Raw genomic sequence first — 21713 nt, forward strand, 5'->3', positions numbered from 1 at the left:
AAGTGTGATTTTTGGTTGTGGGTCATCGTTATCCTCCGGCTGAGTGCTTGTTGAGCCTATTTTAGGAAAACGACGTTAGCGGAATGTTGCTGAGATGTTGCTGAAATGTTAATCGCGGGAGAATAAAGATTTAAGTGAAGCAGGTTATGACGCGGACAAATTTTTGCCAGTCATGTTGTTGCGGCCTTATCCATGAGGGGACTGACGACTTTCGCGACTGCGAGGACAACAACTTACGTTCTGTGCGTGATGTCGCTATGGATAAGGACAAAAATAGCGTCTACCGCAGTTGTGGTAGACGCTATTTGTTTATTTTTTCAGTGCTTTAACAATCATATCAATCGCCTGGTTCAGTGTTGGGTCATCAACTGCGGCATTAGCCGTTTGCAAAATCAGCACCGGTACAGTGGCGAGACTAGCAACAGTGACTTCAGGGGCGTCAACGAAGTCAGGCGCAGCGGCGATGCGCTGGTAGAGTTGTAGCAGTGGCCCGGCAGCAGTTTGACCATATGCACGGGCAGCATCGTCCAGCAGCTCTTGGTTGGTCCAAAGCGCGGAGACAAAGTGCGATTCCTTGGGGTGCTCTTGAGCTTGCGTGATGGAGAAACGCAGGGTTGCGCGCAGTTGCGCCTCAAGATCATCGCCAGCGGCAGCAATGGCGCCGGCGAGGCCTTTGTGCAAATCATCCTTTACTTCTTCATATAGGCGACTTAACATATCAGTTTTATCTTGGTAATTGAGGTAGATGGTGGCGGGGCTGACGCCGGCAAGCTTGGCGACCTTCGCGGTGGTGAGATTGGTGAAACCGTCTGCCGCACACAAATTGATGACAGCTTCGCGGATTGCTTTTACTTTATTTTCGTCTCGTTTTCTCATGAGTCCACCTTAACTAATCACTCAGTTTTCGTCAATCCAAGGTTGAAGCTTGGCCATGCAATACTTCCACAAGGCAAGCTCCCGAGCGGGCGTGTATTCGCCGGTTGCCGGCTTCGCTTGCTGTTTCTTGTTGTTGAAGAATTCACCACTGACGCCCTTGACGGCATCGTTCGTTGCCAGGTAAACGTTGGTGACTGCACCCTGTTCAGGTGTGGCGATGTGGAAGGTCTTACCGATTGCCAGAGCGACCTTATAAACTAAGTTATTCCAGAAGCCGTTGTCACTCGACTGACCAAAATTCGTGGTCGCCATTCCGGGGTGGGAGGCATTAACCGTCACGTTGGTAATACCGGCTTGTTGTAGATGTGCGGCAAGGTGCTGGGTGTTCCAGATGACAAAAAGCTTGCTAATGCCATAACGTGTTTGCCCGGAAGAAACGTGTTCCAGATTGAGATCATTCATGTCAGGATGCGCCATACGGTGCGTTCCGGAAGACATGTTGATGACCCGTGCGTCTTGCGACTTGCGCAGCCGCGGTAACAGTAATTCTGTCAGCAGGAGCGGCGCAAAGACGTTCAGTGCCATTGTGCCTTCAATTCCGTCCGCAGTTTCAAAGCGCTTATCATCGAGCACGGCACCGGCGTTGTTGATGAGCACGTCGAGGTGATCATACTTGGCGTTAAAACGCGCGGCCATCTCTTTGATGGCGGTCATTGAAAAGAGATCAGCAATGAGGTAATTGACGTGCTGATTGCCCGTCGCTTGCTTAATCTCAGCAACCACCTTTTGGGCCTTTTGTTCATTACGACCGTGGATAATGACATGATGGCCTTTGGCAGCGAGTTCGCGCGCAGTAGCCTTACCGATGCCGGCGGTTGCGCCGGTGATGAGGATTAGTTTTGTCAAAATGGTAATGCCTCCGAATTCATTAGATAATGGGGTGTTGCTGCGTCAAAGTCCAGCGCTGATCAGCGCCATCACTGGCTTCCTGGAGCGTCAGTCGGTCATCAACTGTACTAGATGTGCTGGTGATGAATAAGTCGGTGCCGGCGAGCTGAATCGTGTAAGTGTCGTCTTCTTGATGGTTGAACTGCCAATGCTGATTCCGGTCGCCGCCAATGGGGCGCTGCTCAAGCAGTGCGCCGGCGTCTGGCGTGCCAACAGGTGCGAAGGACTTCTGCGTATAGAGGTCCTTGAGTAGGAAGGTGTTAGGGCCAATTTCAATCATTTGCCAAGTGGTGCATTCCCAATTCTGCGGGGTGAACTGGATGATGGGGACACCATCAGCGATGCCGGCGTTCTGTGGGCGGATAACTAAACCTGACTGCTCATTCTTGATCATGAATGCATTTGGGGTCTCAACCTTCCGGTGGTAATTTTTGATTAAGCGATGGCCAAAGACAGTGACCAAACCGGCGACAATGAGAGCGTCACCGATTAATATGGTACTTGCGTGCATATGAATCCCTCCATAACTGACTAATTAGTCTTTAAATGGCAAAAATAAATGGTGGGTACTTCCCACCAGATTGCATGACGTTAATTTTAATATGACTTGTTGACTGATTTATAATAAACCAATCAGTTAGTTATAGTCAACCAGATTTGAAATTTTTTTGAAGCGCGCGGTCACTGCAGCGCATTGTTCCATAACGTGGCCGCCTAAATGACACGCAGTCAGCGGCAATGCTGCTTTCAATGTGCGGAGTGAAGTGTTACCGTAGCTCCGTATATTTGGAAATATTAGCACAGCGCGACAATGCGGAGGGACAAGGAATGGACACAGCGGCGATTATCAAAATGCACAAGGCACTCGGCGATAAGACGCGCTACCAGATTGTAACCCTGCTGAGCCAAGAAACGCGTCTTTGTGCAGGTCATATTGAGGAACTGCTGGACGGCGTGCCATCATCAACCCTGTCACACCATCTCAAACTGCTGGCGGCTAGCGGCCTCATTGTACCCGAACGCAGCGGCACCTTCATTTATTACACGCTTGATCCAGTGCTGGCAGCACGCTTTGTTCCGGAACTGTGGGCCGCGGCCGCAACTGTTAACGTCGCTAGGTAGCGGCGTTTTCATTTGCCCGATATTTCTATATTTATAGAAATATGGTGATGTCGTACAGCTAGTATCACCATATTGTGCTTAGAACACCCAATTTTTTAACGTAAGGAAGATGATGAAAGCGTGCAAGTCATTGGTGCATTGTGAAAACAGATTGATCTAGTAATTTTTAAATGACAGAAATTAGAGGAGGAAATGCATCATGACTAATCGTGTCAGTGAAATTCTGGGAATCAGTAAGCCAATTATTCAGGCGCCAATGTTCTGGATGACAGACGCCAAGTTAGTGGCCGCCGTCAGCAATGCTGGTGGTTTAGGAACATTGGGCTTCAACGCTGGGCAAACGACGGTAACTCGTGACGTGGAGGAAACTGTGGAGCGAATGCGGCGTGAGATTCAGAAGGTGCGTGCACTGACGGATAAGCCTTTCAGCGTGGATTTTGCGGCCAGCGACGATGAGGACAGTCCGTTTACGCAGCCGATGTTTGATCTACTCGTGGAAGAGCACGTTCCGGTCGCGATTGTAGTCGGTGACGTTGCCCCAAAATGGTTTGCGAAATTGCACGAGCAGCACATCAAGGTTGTGTATCGGGCGCTCAACCCGACAGTTGCGAATGCCAAGCAGGCTGAAGCAGCCGGTGCCGATATCATTGTGGCGACCGGATTTGACGAAGGCGGCACGGTGCCGTGCCAGGTGATCGGGACCTTTGCCATCGTGCCAATGCTGGTGGATGCCGTTGAGCACACACCGATTATGGCCGCTGGCGGCATTGTCGATGCACGGACGGCGCGGGCTGCCTACGCTCTGGGTGCTGAAGGATTGTATGTTGGCACGGCTTTCTTGTTATCTGCCGAAAGTCGCTTGGCGGCAAATGTGAAGCAGCAAGCAATTGCCGCAGACGCGGATGATTTGCTATTTTACCGTGATCAGCCGGCTTATTACCGTTCCTTACCCGGGACAATGGCTAAGCGGCTTGCCAAAATGAGCGCAGATGGTGCCACGCGGGTAGAAATTAACGCCGCCCATCAGGGGATGCGTGCGATGCATGACGGCATGCTGCTCGGGGATTTGGAGAACGGTATTGCCTCTTTCGGCCTTGGCATCTCGCAGATTCACAGCGCTGAACCGGTTGCGGCCATCATGGCTAAGCTGGACCTTGCAGAAGAGCAGAATTAACGCGCATTATTACCAAATCACGTCAAAAAAAGTGGCCAGGCGGCTGCTTTTTTGTATTTATTTGCCAATGATTGTTGTCATTTTCTGCATAAGACTGAGCAACTGCTCCAAATCGGTGACACCCATGTCCTGAACAAAAGTGGCAAAGGCAGCGTCAAATTCATGGTTGGTCTGCGCTAATTGTGTGCGGCCCGTTTCGGTCAGTGTAAGGCTGAGGTTGCGCCGATTTTGCGGGTCAGTCGTGCGGGTGATTAGCCCCTTCCTGTCGAGTCCGGTTGTGCATTGCGAGACGGCGGCCTTGGTGATGTGCAGGTCGCTAGCGATGGCGACTGAACTCTGCTGCTGGGCGATTCCCTGCATGATGAGTAGTTCAGTGAGACTGAGCGCGTGCTGCTTGCCATGTCCGAATTCAGTGTTAATCAGGTTTTTGAACTGAAAAATAGTTTTCAAGTAATCTTCTTTAGTGATTTTGGCCATGTTAGCTCCTATTTGAGAATAGTTTCGTCCGGTGTCACCTTCGCTAGTGCTAGACTTTGCAGCCAGAGTCGTTCTTGCGCCGCCTGATCATAAGAAGCGGGTGATGATTGACGCGCCTTTCCTCGGTCGATGTACTTACCGGATACGCCCGTCCACTGCGCACTAGTGACCGTGTCGGCAAGTTGCTGACCCGAGGTAATCGCGCTGCCGTGCCGACCAAGTAAGTAGGAGAAGGCGTTCATACTGACTTTCATCAGGCGGTTGCTGCCAGCGTCACCGTTAAGGTTGGTTGAGGTCATGAGACCGGGATTGAAGGCGTTAACGGTGATGTGCTTATCCGTTTGTTCCTGAATTTTGGCCGCGAAGGTATAGGCGGCCATGAGATCGAGCAGTTTCGAAGTCGGGTAGCGCAACAGGTCATTGCTGTCGGCATCTGGGTGGGCAATGGGTTCGATGTCCGTGAAAACCGGCGCCGGGAACGGGAAGAGCTTCGGTGGGTTGTGGGTATCGCTGGATACGAACACAATTCTACCATTGTTACTGATTGAATCTAATAGCAGGTTGACGAGCAGGAAGTGACCGAGGTAGTTGACACCAAAAGTTGTCTCGAAACCTTCCTGCGTGTAAGTGAGCTTGGTGGGGTTAAGCCCGGCGTTGCAGACTAGCGCGTATAGGGGCGGAAAATCCGCTGTCTTGAACTCACGGGCAAAATCACGTACGGATTGTAAGGAGCCCAAATCTAGTGGGCGGGTGACAATGTGCGCATTGCCGGTTTCAGCCGCCATCTGGGCTTGGGCGGTCCTGGCTTTGGCCTGGTTACGGCTGGCAATAATGATGGTGCTGTTGGGTTGGGCACTGGCAATATTCTTAGCGGCCTGGTAGCCCAGCCCGGAGTTGCCGCCAGTTACGATAATCGTTTGTTTTGTCATGAGTCATCATCCTTCGGTTAAGTTGTTTACAGTTTAGAACTTAACTATTAAATCGTCAACTACTATTTTCAGTGAGGCCAATAAACGTAGACGGCCAGAAGATGAGGTTGCCGGACACCCCCGCGAGTTTTGTCCGCCTCGGTGCCATACCAATCACGCTATACTAATAGCAAAATAACGTGGAGGCGATTGACGATGAAGACGATACGGCTGGGCGACCGGCATGTACCAGTTCTGGGGATGGGTACCTGGCACATGGGTGAAACCAGTAGTGCTCGGAGTGCTGAAGAGGCGGCTAGTATCCAGTTTGGATTGGATAATGGCTTGAACGTAATCGATACCGCTGAAATGTACGGTGAAGGGGCCGCTGAACGCGTCGTTGGGCGCGCAATCGCCGGCCGTAATCGTGACGACATCTACCTCATTTCCAAGTTTTATCCTTGGCACGCCACTGACCGGGAAATTCGCAAGGCATTAGGCCGTAGTCTGAAGCGTCTGGGCACGGATTACCTCGATATGTACCTGCTGCATTGGCGCGGCACCACACCGCTGACCGAAACCATCGGCACATTGCGAGATTTGCAAAATGAGGGCCGCATTCGTAGCTACGGTGTTTCCAATTTCGACACGATTGATCTGAAGGAAGCGCGCGCTGTTCGTGGCGGCAAGGGAGTTGCCGCCAACGAGGTGCTGTACAATCTGTCTGCACGCGGGATTGAGTTTGATTTGGTGCCGGAGCAGCAACAAGATGGCATCGCCCTGATTGGTTACTCGCCTTTTGGCTCTGGGGACGGTCGCAGTATTAATCTGCCGCAGGAATTGTTGGACCTGGCGCAGACCCGCAACCTGACGGGACACCAGTTACTGCTAGCGTGGGCGCTGCGTAGTGGCCGTGTGCTCAGTATTCCCAAGGCCGGAACGCCAGCGCACATGCGTGAAAACATTGAGGCCGCAGAGGTTGATCTCGATGAAAACGAGTTGCGGCTGATTGATAGTTTCTTTCCAGCACCAAGTGCGAAGGTGCCGCTAGAGGAAATCTAAAGCTGGGTCCTCTCTAGAGCAGATTGAACGACCACCCTTAGCGCAGGATGATTGTTCAATCTGCTCTAGATAGCAGGCCCGCCGCTTTTGCGGCGCAGTGGAAAAGTCCGGGGGGACTCAAAAGCCCGTTGCCATGTAGTAATTGGCAACGGGCTTTTTTCTGTTCATGGTGATTTACTTAGCAGGGTGTTCCTTTCGGTAAGCTGCCTGCCGTGCCTTGCGTCCCAGTACCATGCTTGAGGCGAAGTCGTGGAGCGGCTTGTTCAGGGGCACGAACTTGAGCGCGTCTTCGAAGTCGGCGCTGAGCATGGCATCGTCCAAGCCGTCTGCGAGCTTCACGGCCCAAGTTGGATCGTAGAGCAGCTGTTGGCCAATGGCGACCGCATCGGCTGACTGCAAAACCCCTTCAACATCGGCGCGGGTACGGACACCACCGACACCAATCAGTGGCATGCTGCCATCTAGACGTTCATGGGCGCGGGCGAGCATGCTACGGGTGTCAGCGGCGCCTTTTTCACTGCGGTCGTAACGGTTCAGCGACATGTGCAGATAGTCGAGACGGCTGGTTTTAAGCTGGTCGAGTAGCCAGAGCGTGTCGTCGAAGCGGATGCCGGGTTCCTCGAATTCGAGCGGGGAGAAGCGGTAACCGACGATGAACGGGCGATCAGCGTACTGGTCCACGGCAGCGAAGACACTGTCCAGCAGTTCCTTGATGAAGCGGTAGCGCTTCTCACGGCTGCCACCATATTCATCGGTGCGCCGGTTGGAGTGCGGGGAGAAGAACTGCTGGATCAGGTAGGTGTTGGCACCGTGCAATTCCACGCCGTCAAAGCCGGCCTGAATCGCGCGGCGGGTGGCAACGCCAAAGGCGGCAATCGTGGCGTGAATTTCGTCAACGGTCATTGCACGTGGTGTTTCCGCGTCAGGACGCAATGCGGCCACGGCACTGGCGGAAACGGGTTGCTCGCCGCTCAAGGTGGCGCGGTGCGTCATCCGGCCGCCATGGAAAATCTGGACGATGGCCTTAGCGCCCTGACCCTGGATGGCCTTAGCCAATTGGCTCAGCTCTGGCAACATCTCGTCGTGGGCAATGCTAAGTTCACCAGGCCAACCCTTACCGCCGTCCTGAACGTTAGCGGCGCCAGTGATGACCGCCCCCAGGCCTTTTGCCCGGTCGGCGTAGTACTTGATTTCATCCTGCGTGACCGTTCCGTTGTAGAAACTCTGCTGGGTGGTCATGGGGGACATGAACAGGCGGTTTTTGAGGGTGACGCCGGACCGTAATTCGAGTTTGTCATTGAATGCTGGCATAATATGACTTCTTCCTATTATTTCTTCGCTAATGCCGCAATTGCCTTGAGGGCAACGCCGCGTGCGGACTGCGGGTTTTGACCGGTAATCAGGCGACCATCGGCAACGACGTGTTCCGTGTAGGCGGCAGCCTTGCTATAGTCGCTGCCGGCCTTGCGCAGGGCGTCTTCAGCGAGAAACGGCACGGCATCGGTCAGTTTGTTGATGGCTTCTTCTTCGTTGGTGAAGCCGGTCAGCTTGCGGTCCTTAATGAAGGCCGTGCCGTCAGGGTTGACCAGTGGCAAAAGACCGACAACACCGTGGCAGACGGCGGTAACCAAACCACCGTTAGCGTAAATCTGCTGGGCAATTGCCGCAAGGGCTTTATTTCCCGGGAAATCCCACATTGTGCCGTGGCCACCAGCGAAATAAATCAGGTCGTAGTCGGCTACGTTGACGTCCGCTGGTTTCATGGCATTTGCCAGGTAGCGCTGGCGGTAAGCGTCGTCACTATAGAAGGACCAGGTCGCGTCATCGAGGTTTTCTGGTAAAATGCTGCCAGGATCGAGCGGCACGTAGCCGCCTTCTGGACTGACGTAATCTACGTCAATGCCGTGTTCACGCATGACGGCGTGGAAGTGGGTCGCCTCACTGAGCCAAACCCCAGTTGCCTGTTTACGGCCAGCGAATTGCGCTGTACTGGTGACGACGATAAGTGCTTTGGTCATGCATATTCCCCCTTGATTGATTTGCTATCGTGCTTATGATTTGTAAGTCGATTATAGCAGGCTCCTTCGCGCCGTACAGCGGACAATATGGCCCGTTGTGCTGGAATTGACTCTCACTTTGTTATTAAAATATCACCAATACACATCTGTTTCTGGGATGAGGTGTTATTGCCATGTCATTGATTCCAAAACCAACAGATGAATTCCGGATTGGCATGCAAAAACCGTCCATCCGGAGATGAACGGTTTTTGCTTAGACCTATTTTGGCATTGCTGCTCGGCGTTTGCGCCAGCGTTCACGTCCGTAGTAGAAGGCGTAACACAGCAGGAGAAACGGTAGCATGTAGTAGAGCGATGGTCGCTGCGTTGGGTCGAAGACAATCAGTACGCAGCTGAGCAGGCTCATGATGAACGCGGCCCAGGGCACGACGGGGTACCATGGCGTGCGGTACTTGAGCTCATCCACCGAGTGACCGCCAGCGAGCCAACTTTTGCGGAAGTTGATTTCGGATAGCGCGATAACCATCCAGACGATGACCACGGCGAGACCGGAGATGGACACCAGCACCAGGTAGACGGTTGAGGCCGCCACAACGCTGGAGAGGAGGGCGAGCACGCCGCCGACCATGCTCAGGCACAATGCCAGCAGTGGCACGCCGCGCTTGTTGGTGTGGGCAACGCGCGGGCTAATCATGCCCTCGTTGGCCAGCGACCACAGCATGCGCGTGGAGGCGTAGAGACCGGAGTTGGCGGCAGACATGATCGCTGTGAGCACGACGAAGTTCATGATGTCCCCGGCAAAAGGCAAGCCGATGTTGCTGAGAACGAGCACGAATGGGGATTCGTTGACGCCTGCCTTTTGCCAAGGAATCAGGGCGGCCATGACGACGATGCTCCCGATGAAAAAAATGACCAGGCGCAGCAGCGTGGTGTGGATGGCCTTGGGGATGTTGTGCTCCGGGTCCTTGGTTTCGCCGGCCGTGACGCCAATGAGTTCGGTGCCAGAGAAGGCGAAGTTAACCGTCAGCATTGTTGTGAACACGCCCTTGAAGCCGGTCGGAAAGAGGCCATCCTTGAAGAGGTTAATCAGACCGGGTGCGTGCGTGTAGCCCTTAATTGGCAAAATGCCGGTGATGGCGAGCAAGCCGAGGATGATGAACGCGACGATGGCGAAGACCTTGATGCTGGAGAACCAGAATTCGGCTTCGGCGAAAATGCGGACCGACAACGCGTTGACGGTGAAGATGACCACCATGAACAGTGCGCTCCAGACCCAAGTAGCGGTGTGCGGGAACCAGGTGCGCATGATGAGTCCAGCGGCGGTGAACTCGGAACCGAGCGCGACGGTCCAAGTTAGCCAGTACAAAATGGCAGTGGTAAAGCCGGTGCCCGGGCCGATGTACTTATCGGCGTAAACGTGGAAGGAACCAGTCTGCGGCATGGCGACGGATAGTTCGCCGAGACAAAGCATGACGAGGTAGATGACGATGGCGCCGATACCGTAAGCGAGGATGGTGCCAACGGGGCCGGCCTGGTGAATGGTGTAGCCAGAACTCAGAAAGAGCCCGGTCCCGATGACGCCGCCAAGCGAGATCATCAAGAGGTGCCGGGACTCCATTTTGCGTTCTAGGGATGTATGGGAATCTTGCATGTGTACCTCCAAGTGTGCGGAGTGGGGCGGTTAACTCTCGAGCATTAGCGTAATTATGGAAATGACGCGGTTTTTGCGTCGGTTCCATAATTGGGCTAAGCGGAGGGAGTTGCCCCACGTAGCCGTTCTAAAGTGTGCGGAGCGCGGCGGGTAGCTTTTGAGCATTAGCGTGACTCCGGAAGTGATGCGGTTTTTGCATCGGTTCCGGAGTCGGGCTAAGCGCAGAAAGCTGTCGCGCGTAGCCGTTCTAAAAGTGTGCGGAACCCAGCGCTTAGCTTTTGAGCATTAGCGGAGCTTCGGAATTGACGCGGTTTTTGCGTCGGTTTCGAGGCTGTGCTAAGCGCAGAAAGCTGCTGGGTGAAGCCGTTCTAAAAGTGTGCGGAACCCAGCGCTTAGCCTCTCAGCCTAACCGCCGGAAGATTATGTATCCGTGTCTGCGCGTGCAATTGCGCATTAATTAGATTACCATTAACGATAATAAATATCACGATTATCATCTGATGATACACGGAGGACAGGCAATGATTAACCCACTTGGCAGGCTGCTGGACGAGAATAATTACATTGTGAGTGACGGTGCGATGGCGACCGAACTGGAGAAACGCGGCGTTGATACGAACAGTGCGCTCTGGTCAGCAGAGGCGCTGATTAAGAACCCGGAAGCGGTCATTGCCGTGCACCGTAGCTATTTTGAAGCGGGCGCCGCGATTGCGACGACGGATTCCTACCAGGCGACCCCGCAGGCTTTCGTCGAGGCTGGCTTCACAAAAGCGCAAGGTGCGCAGTTCATTACCCAGTCGGTGCAGCTGGCCCAGGCGGCGCGCGATGAGTACCTGGCGAACTTACCCCGCGAAGAGCGCTTGGCAAAAGGCGGTGCACTGCTCATCGCCGGTAGCGTTGGGCCTTACGGTGCCTACTTGGCTGACGGCAGCGAGTACCGCGGCGACTACACGTTGACGGATGCCCAGTACCGCGATTTCCACCGTGAACGCATGCAGCTACTCGCAGATGCTGGTGTTGATCTTTTCGCGTTCGAAACGATGCCGAATGCAGCTGAGGTCAAGGCGCTCTGCGGCCTGCTGACGGACGAGTTTCCAGGAATGACCGCCTGGCTGTCATTCTCAGTCGGCGCAAGCAGCACCGCGCTGTGCGACGGCACACCGCTGGATGCGGTAGCGACCATGGCCAATGATTGTGACCAGATCACCGCGGTGGGCATCAACTGCACCGCCGAGGAGAACGTGACAGCAACGCTACACACGCTGACGCCCCTAACGGCCAAGCCGATTATCGTGTACCCGAATAACGGTGATATCTACAATCCAATCGACAAAAGTTGGCAGGCGAACCCCAACGCCCGTAGTTTTGCGGCCCTCGCACCCGAATGGCGCGCGGCAGGCGCCAGCATCATTGGGGGTTGCTGCCGGAGCACGCCGGCGGACATCGCGGGAATGGCAACCGCGCTTGCCGCTCAGAACTAGCTGTGGAGGATTAACTCATGGCGGATTACATTCATGATGTGCGGCAACTCGTTGGCCACGCCCCCATCATTCTGACTTTTGCGGGCGGCATTCTGGTGAATGATGCTGGGGAGATTCTGCTCCAAAAGCGGGCAGATTATCAGCAGTGGGGCATGGTTGGTGGCGCCTTGGAGTTTGGTGAAACCACTAGTGCAGCCTGTCAGCGTGAATTCCGCGAAGAAACGGGTCTGGAAGTTGAACCCCTGCGGATTCTGGACGTCGATAGCGGTCAGATTCAGCACTATCCCAATGGGGATGTGGCGCAGGCGGTACTCGTCACCTACTTAGTACGTGCGGCGGGCGGTCAGCTGAATGCGGACAATGACGAAACACTGGCGCTCGAGTATTTCAGCGAGGAGCAGTTGCCGCCGATTTTCAACGCGCAACATGAGCGCATTATCGCCAATTACTTTGCGGCGCGCCGCAGTGGCAGTGTGCTGACGAATTTTGATTAGAATTGCAAAACAGGGTGTGACCATGACGGCCACACCCTGTTTTTGCGCATTATTCGAAAATAAGGTTCCAGTACGGTTCATCGTCTGTGTTTAGGCTCTCACGCCGCCAGCCGTGCGCTTCGTAAAAGGCGAGCGCATTCGTATTGCGCGCTACGCACTTCAATCGTGCCGGGCGCCCCATGTGTGTTAGCCCGGCCGCTAGCAGCTGACTACCCGTGTGCTGGTGCTGCGCGGTGGGCGCGACGAACAGGCAGTGGATGAAGTTGTCCGGCAGGTAGAGCGAGATGAAGCCAGTGAGCTGATCTTTTTCATCGGTCGCGACCAAGATTTGTTCATCGACGGTGTCGTGGTCGAAATCGTTCAGCGTCATTTTGGCGGCGTCTTCCCAGAAGAATGCCGTTTGGCGACTGCTGAGGTAGATATTGCGTAGCTGCGGGTAGTCGCTACTGGTGGCTTGCCGAATATTCATGACATCACGCTCCCTTAAACAAAAAGGATGAATCGCCTTGGCGATTCATCCTTTCTTTATGTAGTAGGCAGGCCTTAAGACCTTCTGAACGCTTGCGCGCCGATCCGCTAACCCACCAGTATGGTTTGGCACCATGCGTTAAGAATAGCATGGCGTGCAGGGACTTGTAAAGCATGGGGATGAAGTGTGGGTGGAAGAATACATCAATCTAGCAACTGATTACTAATTACTGGATTGCGATGTTGAAAAAATGTTCGCGTTTAGATGCAATTTAGGAACATTCGTGTTTTGGTGAACTTAATTTTGCTTAAATTGAGTATGATAATGCCGAAAATGCGAAAATTAATTCGGCTTTTGCTTGACCTTGTTCACTAACCCATGTATAGTACCCTCTTGGTGTGAATGATAAATACTTCATTCACGATTATTGTTCGTGTTTATATACGGAGGAAGCCTTATGCAGATTTTTGATTACGAAGATATTCAACTTATTCCGAACAAATGTATCGTTCGGAGCCGCAAGGAAGTTGACACGACCATCAAATTTGGTCCCCGCACCTTCAAGATTCCGGTAGTGCCCGCTAACATGCAGACCGTGATGGACGAGAAACTCGCCATCTGGTTGGCAGATAACGGCTACTTCTACATCATGCACCGCTTCACCCCCGAAACTCGCTTGGATTTTGTCCGCGACATGCAGGAACGTGGCCTCTACGCGTCCATTTCTGTTGGTGTGAAGCCGAGCGAGTTCGCCTTCATCGAAGAGCTCGACAAGGCTGATCTGACGCCAGAATACATCACTATCGACATCGCGCACGGTCACTCGGACATTGTTGTCGAGATGATTCACCACATCAAGAAGCACCTGCCGGGCGCTTTTGTCATTGCCGGGAACGTCGGCACGCCTGAAGGGGTCCGTGAATTGGAAAACGCGGGTGCTGACGCCACTAAAGTTGGGATTGGCCCGGGTAAGGTCTGCATCACCAAAATTAAGACTGGTTTTGGGACTGGTGGTTGGCAGCTTGCCGCACTGCGCTGGTGTGCTAAGGCTGCTAGCAAGCCCATCATTGCCGATGGTGGGATTCGCACGCACGGTGACATTGCCAAGTCGATTCGTTTTGGCGCCGACATGTGCATGATTGGTTCCCTCTTTGCCGGGCACGAAGAAACGCCAGGCAAGAAGGTGGAGAAGGACGGCAAGATGTACCAGGAATACTTCGGTTCTGCGTCCTCCTACCAGAAGAACAGCCACCACAACATCGAAGGTAAGAAGATTCTGATTCCGCTGAAGGGCAAAATTAGCGACACCCTCACCGAGATGGAAGAAGACCTCCAGAGTGCTGTTTCTTACGCCGGCGGCCGCGACCTCATGGGCCTGCGCAAGGTCGACTATGTGATTGTGAAGAACTCCATTTTTAACGGGGATCAGTACTAGGCAAGCTGCGGACCGAGACGGGTGGTCCGGTCATGTAAGGTGGTTTGGGTGTAAATCCCGGTCTTAGGATTTCTGTTGGGGCTGCCTTGTACATTAGGGTTCTGCCCCTCGGAGCGCGACTAAGATGAGGCTGCGAAGAAGGGCGGTTAGGCCCGGTTGCATAATACGACTAGGACTAAAATCCCGGGTTTAGGATTTTGGTTCTAGTTGACTTATGCATTGAGGGCCTGCCCTTCGGAGCGCGACTGCTGATCACTCACACCCAGTTACACGGCAACCAGCGTGAGCGATTGTAGTCGCCGACTTACCGGACAGCTTAACAGAATACGGAAACGCCCCAGCAAGAATCCTAAATTCGGGATTCTCGCTGGGGCGTTTTTGTAGCGCGCAAGCTAAACGTTTTTGATGCCGTCTATTCCCTAAACAAGGTCATCACCTGCAGCGGTGTCTTCGCCGCGCGCAACTGCTTAATAAAGCTCTGGTGCGTCAGCAGTTTGGCTGTGTTACTCAGGTAAGCGACGTGCTCGGCGTCACCGGAGTCTGGAATCAGGAAGCTGATAATGATGTCGACGGGCTGCTCGTCCATGCTTGGCCACGGAATGGGTTGCTGGAGGCGAGCAATCAGCATGGCCGGCCGTTCGACCATTTTGTCCTTAGCGTGCGGAATCGCAATACCCTGCACCATGCCGGTTGGTCCCTGATCTTCGCGTTCTTGGTACTTGCGATAGACGGCCGCGGCGTTGTCGGCGATGCCATTTTGCACGGCGAGTTCGGCCAGCTGGCGCAGCACGTCGTCGCGGGTTTGCGTCGGCATATCCATGACGATGCTGCGCATGCTGAGGATGGAGCCGAGTTCGTTTTCACCCAGACCGCTGGCTTCGGTTTGTTCAGCATAAGCGGCGACCTGTTTGGCGGTGTTGTCGTCCATTGCGGGGGCAACGGTGAGGTGCTTTTGCATGCTGCGGCCGGCACTGAGGGCGAGCAGACCGCCAGAAATCGCGGCGCCAATGAGGATGAAGACAACCCACAGAATCGGGTGGTCAACCAGCGGCAGAATAATGAAGCCGCCGTGCGGCGCTGGCACGTGAATCCGCGTAATGTAGGTGAGCACCGCGGCCACGGCCGAGCCAATCATGAAGATGGGGATGTTCAGCAGTGGGTTCTTGGCCGCAAAGGGGATGGCCCCCTCCGTGATGTGCGTGGCGCCGAGGACAAAATTCACGTAGCCGGCACCACGTTCGTCGCGGGTAAATGCCTTACGGTTGAGTAGCACGGCAATCCCAGTTGCCAGTGGCGGCGCGATGCAGGCTGCGGAAACGCCGGCCATGAACAGTGTGTTGCCTGATGCCAAGAGCGCCGTACCCGTGAGGTAGGCGGCTTTGTTGATGGGGCCGCCGAAGTCAGACGCGCACATGACGCCAACGATGACGCCCAGCACCACCGGATCGGCATGCTGCATGCTCTTCAGGAAATTCATGAGCGCGGCGTTCATGCTGGCCATCGGCGCGGAAATGAACCACATAATCGTGCCGGCCACCAGCACCCCCAACACGGGGTAGAGAAAAATGGACTTTAAGCCGCGGAATTCCCGCTCCGGTAAAATGCTGAGCAGATGCTGCAGGCCAAGCACAATCACGCCGGCCAGATAACCACCAATGATGCCGCCTAGGAAACCGATGCCGTTGTATTGAGCGACCATGCCGACCGCAAAGCCGACGATGAGGCCGCTGCGTTTAGCGATGGTTTCGGCGATGTAGGCACTAAGGACGGGCACCATGAGGCTCATCGTAATCGTGCCGATGTGATTCAACATTGCCGCGTAGGCATTGTACTGACTGCTGTCGGGGTTCATTGAGTAGATGCCGAACAGCATCGAAAGGGCAATCAGCACCCCGCCGGCCACCACCAGCGGTAACATGTGCGACACACCATTCATGAGACTAGTGTAAGCAAGGCGCATCGGACTGATTTTGACCGTTGCCGTCGTTGCGGCGGCGCGGCCACCGGTCGGCAAATAGATGGGCGCGTAGGGTGCCAGCGCCTCATCAATTAGATTGTTTGGCTGGCGAATTCCGGCGGCCACCGGCACCATGACCAGCGGCTTACCCGCAAACCGTTCGGGGTGGACGTCAATATCGGCAGCAATAATGACGGCCCGTGCGCCGGCAATTTCTTCGGCGGTGAGTGGTTCGTCCACGCCACTTTGGCCGTGCGTCTCGACCTTCATGGTCAGGCCCCGCTCCCGGGCGGCCTTGATTAGTGCTTCTTGCGCCATGTAGGTGTGCGCAATTCCGGTTGCGCAGCCGGTCGCCGCGATTAAATCGTATTTACTCATACCCAATGCCCCCCTGCATTAAGTGAAGCTGCGCCAGAAGGCAAATTCAGCCTTTTGGGGCGCGATTGCGTTGGCACCGCTGCGTCTTTGGCTAGCCAGCGGTGTATAATGAAGATACTTTTGTACTTACATGTACAGATAACTGTGATTACATATTTAATTGTAGCGCTTACATCGTTTATTTTGTAGGCATTATTAACGAATTGGTGAAAACACTGTGGAGGATCAAAAGTATGGATGTTCAGCTTCTGCCTGCCCGTCCCGAATTGGCGCCGGACCTGTTCGCGGTCGTTGATGGCAGCCGGGAAAGCATCGCCGCCTGGCTCCCATGGGCGCAGGCAACTAAAAATGTGGGCGACGAACGCAGCTTTCTGAACGGCATGGTGGAAGCGGCGCTGGCCAAGCGTACCTTTATGTTCGTCATTCAGGCGGATGACGCGGTTGTCGGCGCGATTGACCTGCACAACGTGGACCATGAGAGTCAGCATGCGGAAGTCGGTTACTTTCTCGCTGAAACGGCGCGCGGGCAGGGAATTACCGCAGCGGCCTTGCACCAGCTGGAACATTTTGGTTTCGGTGATTTGGCGCTAAACAAAATTACGATTCTGGCTGCCACTGATAACTTGGCCAGTCGTCGGGTCGCCGAGCGCGCTGGTTACGTACTGGAGGGCGTTGAGCGCGAAGAGATTAAGCTGCTCGATGGTCAATTTCATGACGCGGCGCGGTATTCGAAACTGAAGCGGGAAGCGCGGATTTAGATGATTTCTGAAGTGAAACGCAAACGCGGCGCTGTTCCCAGCATTGTGGGAATAGCGCCGCGCTTTTTACTTATCGGTGTTAGTTGTGGTTCATATCCGCCCCAACGCTAATCTTGCCTTTGCTATCAACGGACACTGCTTCGGCGCCGCTGATGCCAGTGTTGTAGTTCTCTAGGACGAAGTGTGTACTGCTGACGAGACCAACGGAGTAGGTGTTGTTACCTTTTGGCAAAAGGTAGCCGGCAACGCCCGCTGCCGATTTTTCCTTGTCCAAACCTTTGAAGGCCGTGAAGACCTGCTTAGGGAAGTCGGTCGTGTCGTCTTTGGCGCTCGTCTTGGTGAAGACCTTCACACCGCTATTGGTGACCTGCACCATTTTGCTGGCGGACAGGAAAACGTAGAGATTGCCCCAAAGGTCGCCGCTGGCTAGGGAATTACTGCTGAGCTTGACGCTCTTTTTCGTGGTGGTCGTTTGGCGCAGGTAGTAACTCATGGTGCCGTAGAGTTCAGCTTGCTTTAGCGCGCCGAGGTTCTCAATAGCGCCGCGCACGAAGGCGTTGTTCTGGATAGTGACAAGCTGCTTATCCTTGACCAGTGCCTTGGTGCCATCGCTGGTCTGCCATAAACCCGTGATGGCCGCGGGTTTAACCGCTGCGCTGCTGGTGTACTTCAGCTTGCACGTGTAAACCGTGCCGCGGTTGACGCTGGCACCTTTGGCACCGCTCGTGTAACTCACGTACACATCGTAGAGCTTGTCACCAGCAATCAGGAAGCCGGTGCCATTCTGAAACGTGGTCCCGTTAGTTTGCTTAATGTACACGAGGTCATTCAAACTCTTGATTTTAGCCGTGGCGCCCAGCGTTTTCAGCGTCGCGTTCACCTGCTTGACAGTCACAAAATGCAAGTTCTGGGGCATGCTGTCATTCTTCTTGAGTTGCTTCTTGATGGTCGCATAGTTAGTCTGCTGGTAGTTGGCGACGTTGTAGAACTTGCCTTTGCTGGTAATCCACGGCGCGAGCTTGTCGTCATTCGTGCGTTTTTCGGCAGTCAGACCGTTCTTACCGTTTAGTGCGGCGGTTGCGACGGCTTTTTCCGCCCAAACCTGGTCATTTTTCTGCAACTGGCTGGTGCTGTGCTGGTAGACACTGCTGGTCTTTTGCGCTGTATTTTTGCCGCAGGCGGTAAGCAGCACAACGGCGGCTAGCGCGAGGACGTATTTGAGTTTCGACATGCTGAATTCCTTTCGGGTACGTTTAGCTTCATTGTACGCCGCCCCGTGTCGCCAGCATAAATCAGTTGTGTGACAGGCGGCGGCAATTGACCGTGAGCGTAGCCAGACACGAGTGCTACAATTCTTCTATAATCATTGATTGGCAAAATGCAGGAGGGGCACGCATGAAGAACATCGTCGCCGGGATTGTCGCACACGTTGACGCCGGGAAAACTACATTATCAGAGGCTTTGTTGTACCAAGCGGGCACCCTGCGGCAATTAGGACGTGTCGACAAAGGGGATGCCTTCCTCGATCCAGACGCGCTGGAGAAGCGGCGCGGCATTACCATTTTTGCCCACCAGGCGGAATTACAATACGACGACATGCGCCTGACGCTGATTGATACGCCGGGACACGTGGATTTTGCGGCGGCAACCGAGCAGGCATTGCGCGCACTCGACTACGCGGTGCTCGTCGTGTCTGCACCGGATGGAGTGCAGGGCTACACGCGCACCTTGTGGCGCTTACTGGCCCGCTATCAGGTACCGACTTTCATCTTCGTGAATAAAATGGACGCACCAGATGTCGACAAGGCGCAGGTGCTGGCCAACTTGCAGGTAAATTTGGACGAAGCGGTGGTGGACTTCACGACTGCCAGTGCGGATACGCCGCTGACTGCGGAGCAGCAAGAAGCCATTGCCGTGCAAGATGATGATGTGCTCGCAGACTACCTGGACAGCGGCGAACTGACCGCGGTCACGGTGCAGGGGCTGATTCGGCAGCGGCAGGTGTTCCCCTGCTACTTCGGCGCCGCGCTGAAACTGGCTGGCACCGCGGAGCTGTTGGCCGGTATTGCCCGTTGGGCGCAGCCGGCAGCCGTCACGCCGGAATTTGGCGCGCGGGTGTACAAGGTGACACACGACGAGAAGGGCGAACGCCTCAGCTGGGTGCGCGTAACCGGTGGCATTTTGCACGCGAAGGATGAGTTGCTCCCTGGGCAAAAGGCAAACCAGCTGCGTGTTTATAATGGCGCCAAATTCACGGCGGTAGCAGAATTGCCAGCGGGTCAGGTCTGCGCGGTCAGTGGCCTCACCGGCACCTATCCTGGGCAGGGCCTAGGCGTACTCGCAGACGCCATGGCCGCCAGCATTCAACCCGTCTTGACTTACGCGGTGGATCCTGGTGACGCCGATATTCACGCGTGCCTAGACGCGTTGCGTGAGCTGGAAGACGAAGATCCGCAGCTGCGGGTGGCGTGGAATAGTGAGCTGCAGGAGCTGCGCGTGCAGATTATGGGACCGGTGCAGCTGGAAGTGCTGCAGCAACTTTTGCAGGATCGGTTTAAGCTGGCCGTGTCCTTCGGTGCTGGTAGTATTCTCTACAAGGAGACCATTACCGCCCCCGTTGAGGGCGTTGGCCATTTTGAACCGCTACGGCATTACGCGGAAGCACACCTGCTGCTTAGTCCCGCGCCTGCCGGCAGTGGGTTGACTTTTGCCAGTGATTGCTCGCTCGAGGTACTCGCCAGCAACTGGCAGCACCAGATTCTTAGTAACCTAGCGGCGAAAACCCACCGCGGTGTGCTCACCGGTGCGCCAATTACCGACATGACCATTACCCTGGTTGGTGGTCGCGCCAGCAACGTCCACACGGTCGGCGGCGACTTTCGCGAGGCCACATGGCGGGCGGTGCGGCAGGGGCTGATGATGGCCCGCGAGCAGGGGACATGCCAGCTGCTGGAGCCATGGTATGACTTTCGGCTGACAGTGGGTCAGGACCAAGTGGGCCGGGCCATGAATGACATTCAGCAGATGAGTGGCACTTTTGAGTTGCCTGATGCTGCACCAGGTGCTGCGTTCGTCACGCTAACGGGGACAACGCCGGTTGAGCAGATGCAAGATTACGCGCAGACGGAGCGTGCCTATACGCACGGCCAGGGCCAACTCGAATGTGTCGTGGCGGGGTACAAACCGTGCCACAATGCAGACGAGGTGATTGCGGCCACAGATTACCAGCCCACCGCCGATTTGGATAACACCCCAGACTCCGTTTTTTGCGCGCACGGGGCTGGGTACCCAGTACCGTGGCACGAGTTGCCGCAGATGGCGCACTACCCCTACATGGCCAAGTGATTTGAGGCCAATTCCCGCGAGTAGTACAATCATCCTTGTATTCAATATTAAAGAAGGCTGGCAAAAGTATGAAAATTGAAGAAGGCTACATGCCGTTTCGCGGTTACAAGACCTACTACCGAATTGTTGGGGAAAAGACACCGGGCAAGGCACCACTGCTCCTCATTCACGGCGGTCCTGGTTCATCGCATAACTACTTTGAATTGATGGATGACTATGCGGAGACCGGTCGGCAGCTGATTATGTATGATCAAGTCGGGTGCGGGAAGTCCTCCTTGCCAGAAGACGAGTCCGTTTACGTGAAGGAAACCTGGGCGGAAGAGCTCATCGCGCTGCGCAAGTACCTCCACCTAGACGAAATCCACATGTTGGGTCAGTCATGGGGCGGGATGCTCGAAATGCTTTACCTGACCCAGTATGACCAGACCGGTGTGAAGAGTGTCATGATTGACGGCTCACCAGCTTCCATCAAGTTGTGGACGCAGGAGCAGCACCGACTCATCTCTTACCTCAGCTATGAAGATCGCGAGGCGATTGCCGAAGCAGAGCGCACCGGCAACTTCAGCGGCCCGAAGTACTTGGCCGCCAACGACCGCTACATGGAGCGTTACTGCTGGGACGACCCCGACGAGAACTCACCAGAGCCACTGCGCCGGCCAACTAACGGTAAGCGCGCCAGCCTGATTGCTGAAGGCCCCAACGAGTTCACCGAGAACGGCACCATCAGCGACTACGACGTCACGGATGACTTGCACAAAATTCATGTGCCCGTCCTTGTCACGAACGGGACCGACGACCTGTGCACACCGCTGATTGCCAAGTCTGTGTACGATCACATTCCTGGTGCGAAGTGGCACCTCTTCGCCAACAGCCGCCACCTGGCACTGCTTGATCAGCACGACGAGTTCATCAGCGTGCTCGACAACTGGCTCAAGCAAAACGATTAGTAAACTACCAAACAGTCGTGTAAGCGGCTGTTTTTTTGTGTCACTGTCCGTCAGCGTAAGTCTGCGCCCGCAAGGGTGCACTTTACGCTTGGGTTTGTTTTCAAACCGCCGCTAGGCGGTGGGTCGGCAACTCCAGTGGTGGTGCGCTTGGGATACGCTCCGGGAACTACGTCGGGCGGGGCCGCTTCAGCCCGCTAACGCGGTCTTCCGCTG

At 54.8% G+C, this 21713-nt stretch carries 20 protein-coding genes; 9 read left to right on the top strand and 11 right to left on the bottom strand.

Annotated features, from left to right (window positions below; translation table 11 throughout):
* Window positions 1-309: 309 nt before the first annotated feature.
* Genes EKM97_RS05915 through EKM97_RS05925 form a run of 3 tightly spaced genes read right to left on the bottom strand, consistent with a single transcriptional unit; the run spans window position 310 to window position 2335 of the window.
* Window positions 310-876 (bottom strand): TetR/AcrR family transcriptional regulator, encoded by a 567-nt coding sequence (locus EKM97_RS05915; RefSeq protein ID WP_125571459.1) that lies wholly within the window; start codon window positions 874-876, stop codon window positions 310-312.
* A 21-nt stretch (window positions 877-897) separates the two neighbouring features.
* A complete protein-coding gene (locus tag EKM97_RS05920) occupies window positions 898-1782 on the bottom strand; it encodes an SDR family NAD(P)-dependent oxidoreductase (RefSeq protein WP_225419228.1) in 885 nt (294 codons plus the stop codon).
* A gap of 22 nt (window positions 1783-1804) precedes the next feature.
* A complete protein-coding gene (locus EKM97_RS05925) occupies window positions 1805-2335 on the bottom strand; it encodes an RICIN domain-containing protein (RefSeq protein ID WP_125571462.1) in 531 nt (176 codons plus the stop codon).
* A 317-nt stretch (window positions 2336-2652) separates the two neighbouring features.
* Here EKM97_RS05925 and EKM97_RS05930 point away from each other — a divergent pair, with 317 nt between their 5' ends.
* Together EKM97_RS05930 and EKM97_RS05935 are read left to right on the top strand one after the other, a co-directional pair.
* Window positions 2653-2946 carry an ArsR/SmtB family transcription factor gene (locus EKM97_RS05930; protein ID WP_125571464.1) on the top strand — a complete coding sequence of 98 codons (294 nt, stop codon included), beginning with the start codon at window positions 2653-2655 and terminating at the stop codon, window positions 2944-2946.
* A 199-nt stretch (window positions 2947-3145) separates the two neighbouring features.
* Window positions 3146-4120, top strand: coding sequence for an NAD(P)H-dependent flavin oxidoreductase (locus tag EKM97_RS05935; protein WP_191985987.1), 975 nt, complete (start codon window positions 3146-3148; stop codon window positions 4118-4120).
* 57 nt (window positions 4121-4177) lie between these two features.
* Here EKM97_RS05935 and EKM97_RS05940 read toward each other — a convergent pair whose 3' ends face one another.
* Window positions 4178-4597: a MarR family winged helix-turn-helix transcriptional regulator gene (locus EKM97_RS05940; protein WP_125571466.1), complete on the bottom strand. Its 420-nt coding sequence runs from the start codon at window positions 4595-4597 to the stop codon at window positions 4178-4180.
* An 8-nt stretch (window positions 4598-4605) separates the two neighbouring features.
* Window positions 4606-5526, bottom strand: coding sequence for an SDR family NAD(P)-dependent oxidoreductase (locus EKM97_RS05945; protein ID WP_125571468.1), 921 nt, complete (start codon window positions 5524-5526; stop codon window positions 4606-4608).
* A gap of 195 nt (window positions 5527-5721) precedes the next feature.
* Between EKM97_RS05945 and EKM97_RS05950 the strand changes: the two genes are divergently transcribed.
* Window positions 5722-6567 (top strand): aldo/keto reductase, encoded by an 846-nt coding sequence (locus tag EKM97_RS05950; RefSeq protein ID WP_125571470.1) that lies wholly within the window; start codon window positions 5722-5724, stop codon window positions 6565-6567.
* Between the two features lie 174 nt (window positions 6568-6741).
* Here the strand turns inward: EKM97_RS05950 and EKM97_RS05955 are convergent, their stop codons facing one another.
* The 3 genes from EKM97_RS05955 to EKM97_RS05965 form a co-directional block, all read right to left on the bottom strand.
* Window positions 6742-7878, bottom strand: coding sequence for an NADH-dependent flavin oxidoreductase (locus EKM97_RS05955; protein WP_125571472.1), 1137 nt, complete (start codon window positions 7876-7878; stop codon window positions 6742-6744).
* A gap of 17 nt (window positions 7879-7895) precedes the next feature.
* Window positions 7896-8585 carry a type 1 glutamine amidotransferase domain-containing protein gene (locus EKM97_RS05960; protein WP_125571474.1) on the bottom strand — a complete coding sequence of 230 codons (690 nt, stop codon included), beginning with the start codon at window positions 8583-8585 and terminating at the stop codon, window positions 7896-7898.
* Window positions 8586-8844: 259 nt separating this feature from the next.
* Entirely contained in the window at window positions 8845-10236 is a 1392-nt protein-coding gene (locus tag EKM97_RS05965; RefSeq protein ID WP_125571475.1) for an amino acid permease, read from the bottom strand.
* A 521-nt stretch (window positions 10237-10757) separates the two neighbouring features.
* Between EKM97_RS05965 and mmuM the strand changes: the two genes are divergently transcribed.
* Window positions 10758-11717 (top strand): homocysteine S-methyltransferase, encoded by a 960-nt coding sequence (gene mmuM / locus EKM97_RS05970; RefSeq protein WP_125571476.1) that lies wholly within the window; start codon window positions 10758-10760, stop codon window positions 11715-11717.
* Window positions 11718-11734: 17 nt separating this feature from the next.
* On the top strand, window positions 11735-12211 hold the full coding sequence (locus EKM97_RS05975; protein ID WP_125571477.1) for an NUDIX hydrolase: 477 nt from the start codon (window positions 11735-11737) through the stop codon (window positions 12209-12211).
* A 49-nt stretch (window positions 12212-12260) separates the two neighbouring features.
* Here the strand turns inward: EKM97_RS05975 and EKM97_RS05980 are convergent, their stop codons facing one another.
* Complete coding sequence (locus tag EKM97_RS05980; protein WP_125571478.1) at window positions 12261-12680, bottom strand: GNAT family N-acetyltransferase; 420 nt, start codon at window positions 12678-12680, stop codon at window positions 12261-12263.
* A 457-nt stretch (window positions 12681-13137) separates the two neighbouring features.
* On the opposite strand from EKM97_RS05980, the gene guaC reads away from it, so the two are divergent.
* On the top strand, window positions 13138-14115 hold the full coding sequence (gene guaC / locus EKM97_RS05985; RefSeq protein ID WP_125571479.1) for a GMP reductase: 978 nt from the start codon (window positions 13138-13140) through the stop codon (window positions 14113-14115).
* A gap of 412 nt (window positions 14116-14527) precedes the next feature.
* Here guaC and EKM97_RS05990 read toward each other — a convergent pair whose 3' ends face one another.
* Window positions 14528-16450, bottom strand: coding sequence for a fructose-specific PTS transporter subunit EIIC (locus EKM97_RS05990; RefSeq protein ID WP_125571480.1), 1923 nt, complete (start codon window positions 16448-16450; stop codon window positions 14528-14530).
* A gap of 233 nt (window positions 16451-16683) precedes the next feature.
* Between EKM97_RS05990 and EKM97_RS05995 the strand changes: the two genes are divergently transcribed.
* Window positions 16684-17208: a GNAT family N-acetyltransferase gene (locus tag EKM97_RS05995; RefSeq protein WP_125571481.1), complete on the top strand. Its 525-nt coding sequence runs from the start codon at window positions 16684-16686 to the stop codon at window positions 17206-17208.
* A gap of 79 nt (window positions 17209-17287) precedes the next feature.
* Here the strand turns inward: EKM97_RS05995 and EKM97_RS06000 are convergent, their stop codons facing one another.
* On the bottom strand, window positions 17288-18439 hold the full coding sequence (locus tag EKM97_RS06000) for a hypothetical protein (protein ID WP_125571482.1): 1152 nt from the start codon (window positions 18437-18439) through the stop codon (window positions 17288-17290).
* Between the two features lie 164 nt (window positions 18440-18603).
* Here EKM97_RS06000 and EKM97_RS06005 point away from each other — a divergent pair, with 164 nt between their 5' ends.
* Both EKM97_RS06005 and pepI read left to right on the top strand, forming a co-directional pair.
* Window positions 18604-20553, top strand: coding sequence for an elongation factor G (locus EKM97_RS06005; protein ID WP_125571483.1), 1950 nt, complete (start codon window positions 18604-18606; stop codon window positions 20551-20553).
* Between the two features lie 68 nt (window positions 20554-20621).
* Complete coding sequence (pepI, locus tag EKM97_RS06010) at window positions 20622-21500, top strand: proline iminopeptidase (protein WP_125571484.1); 879 nt, start codon at window positions 20622-20624, stop codon at window positions 21498-21500.
* Window positions 21501-21713 lie beyond the last annotated feature (213 nt).

This window comes from Lacticaseibacillus songhuajiangensis (genome assembly GCF_003946025.1).
Classification (GTDB): domain Bacteria; phylum Bacillota; class Bacilli; order Lactobacillales; family Lactobacillaceae; genus Lacticaseibacillus; species Lacticaseibacillus songhuajiangensis.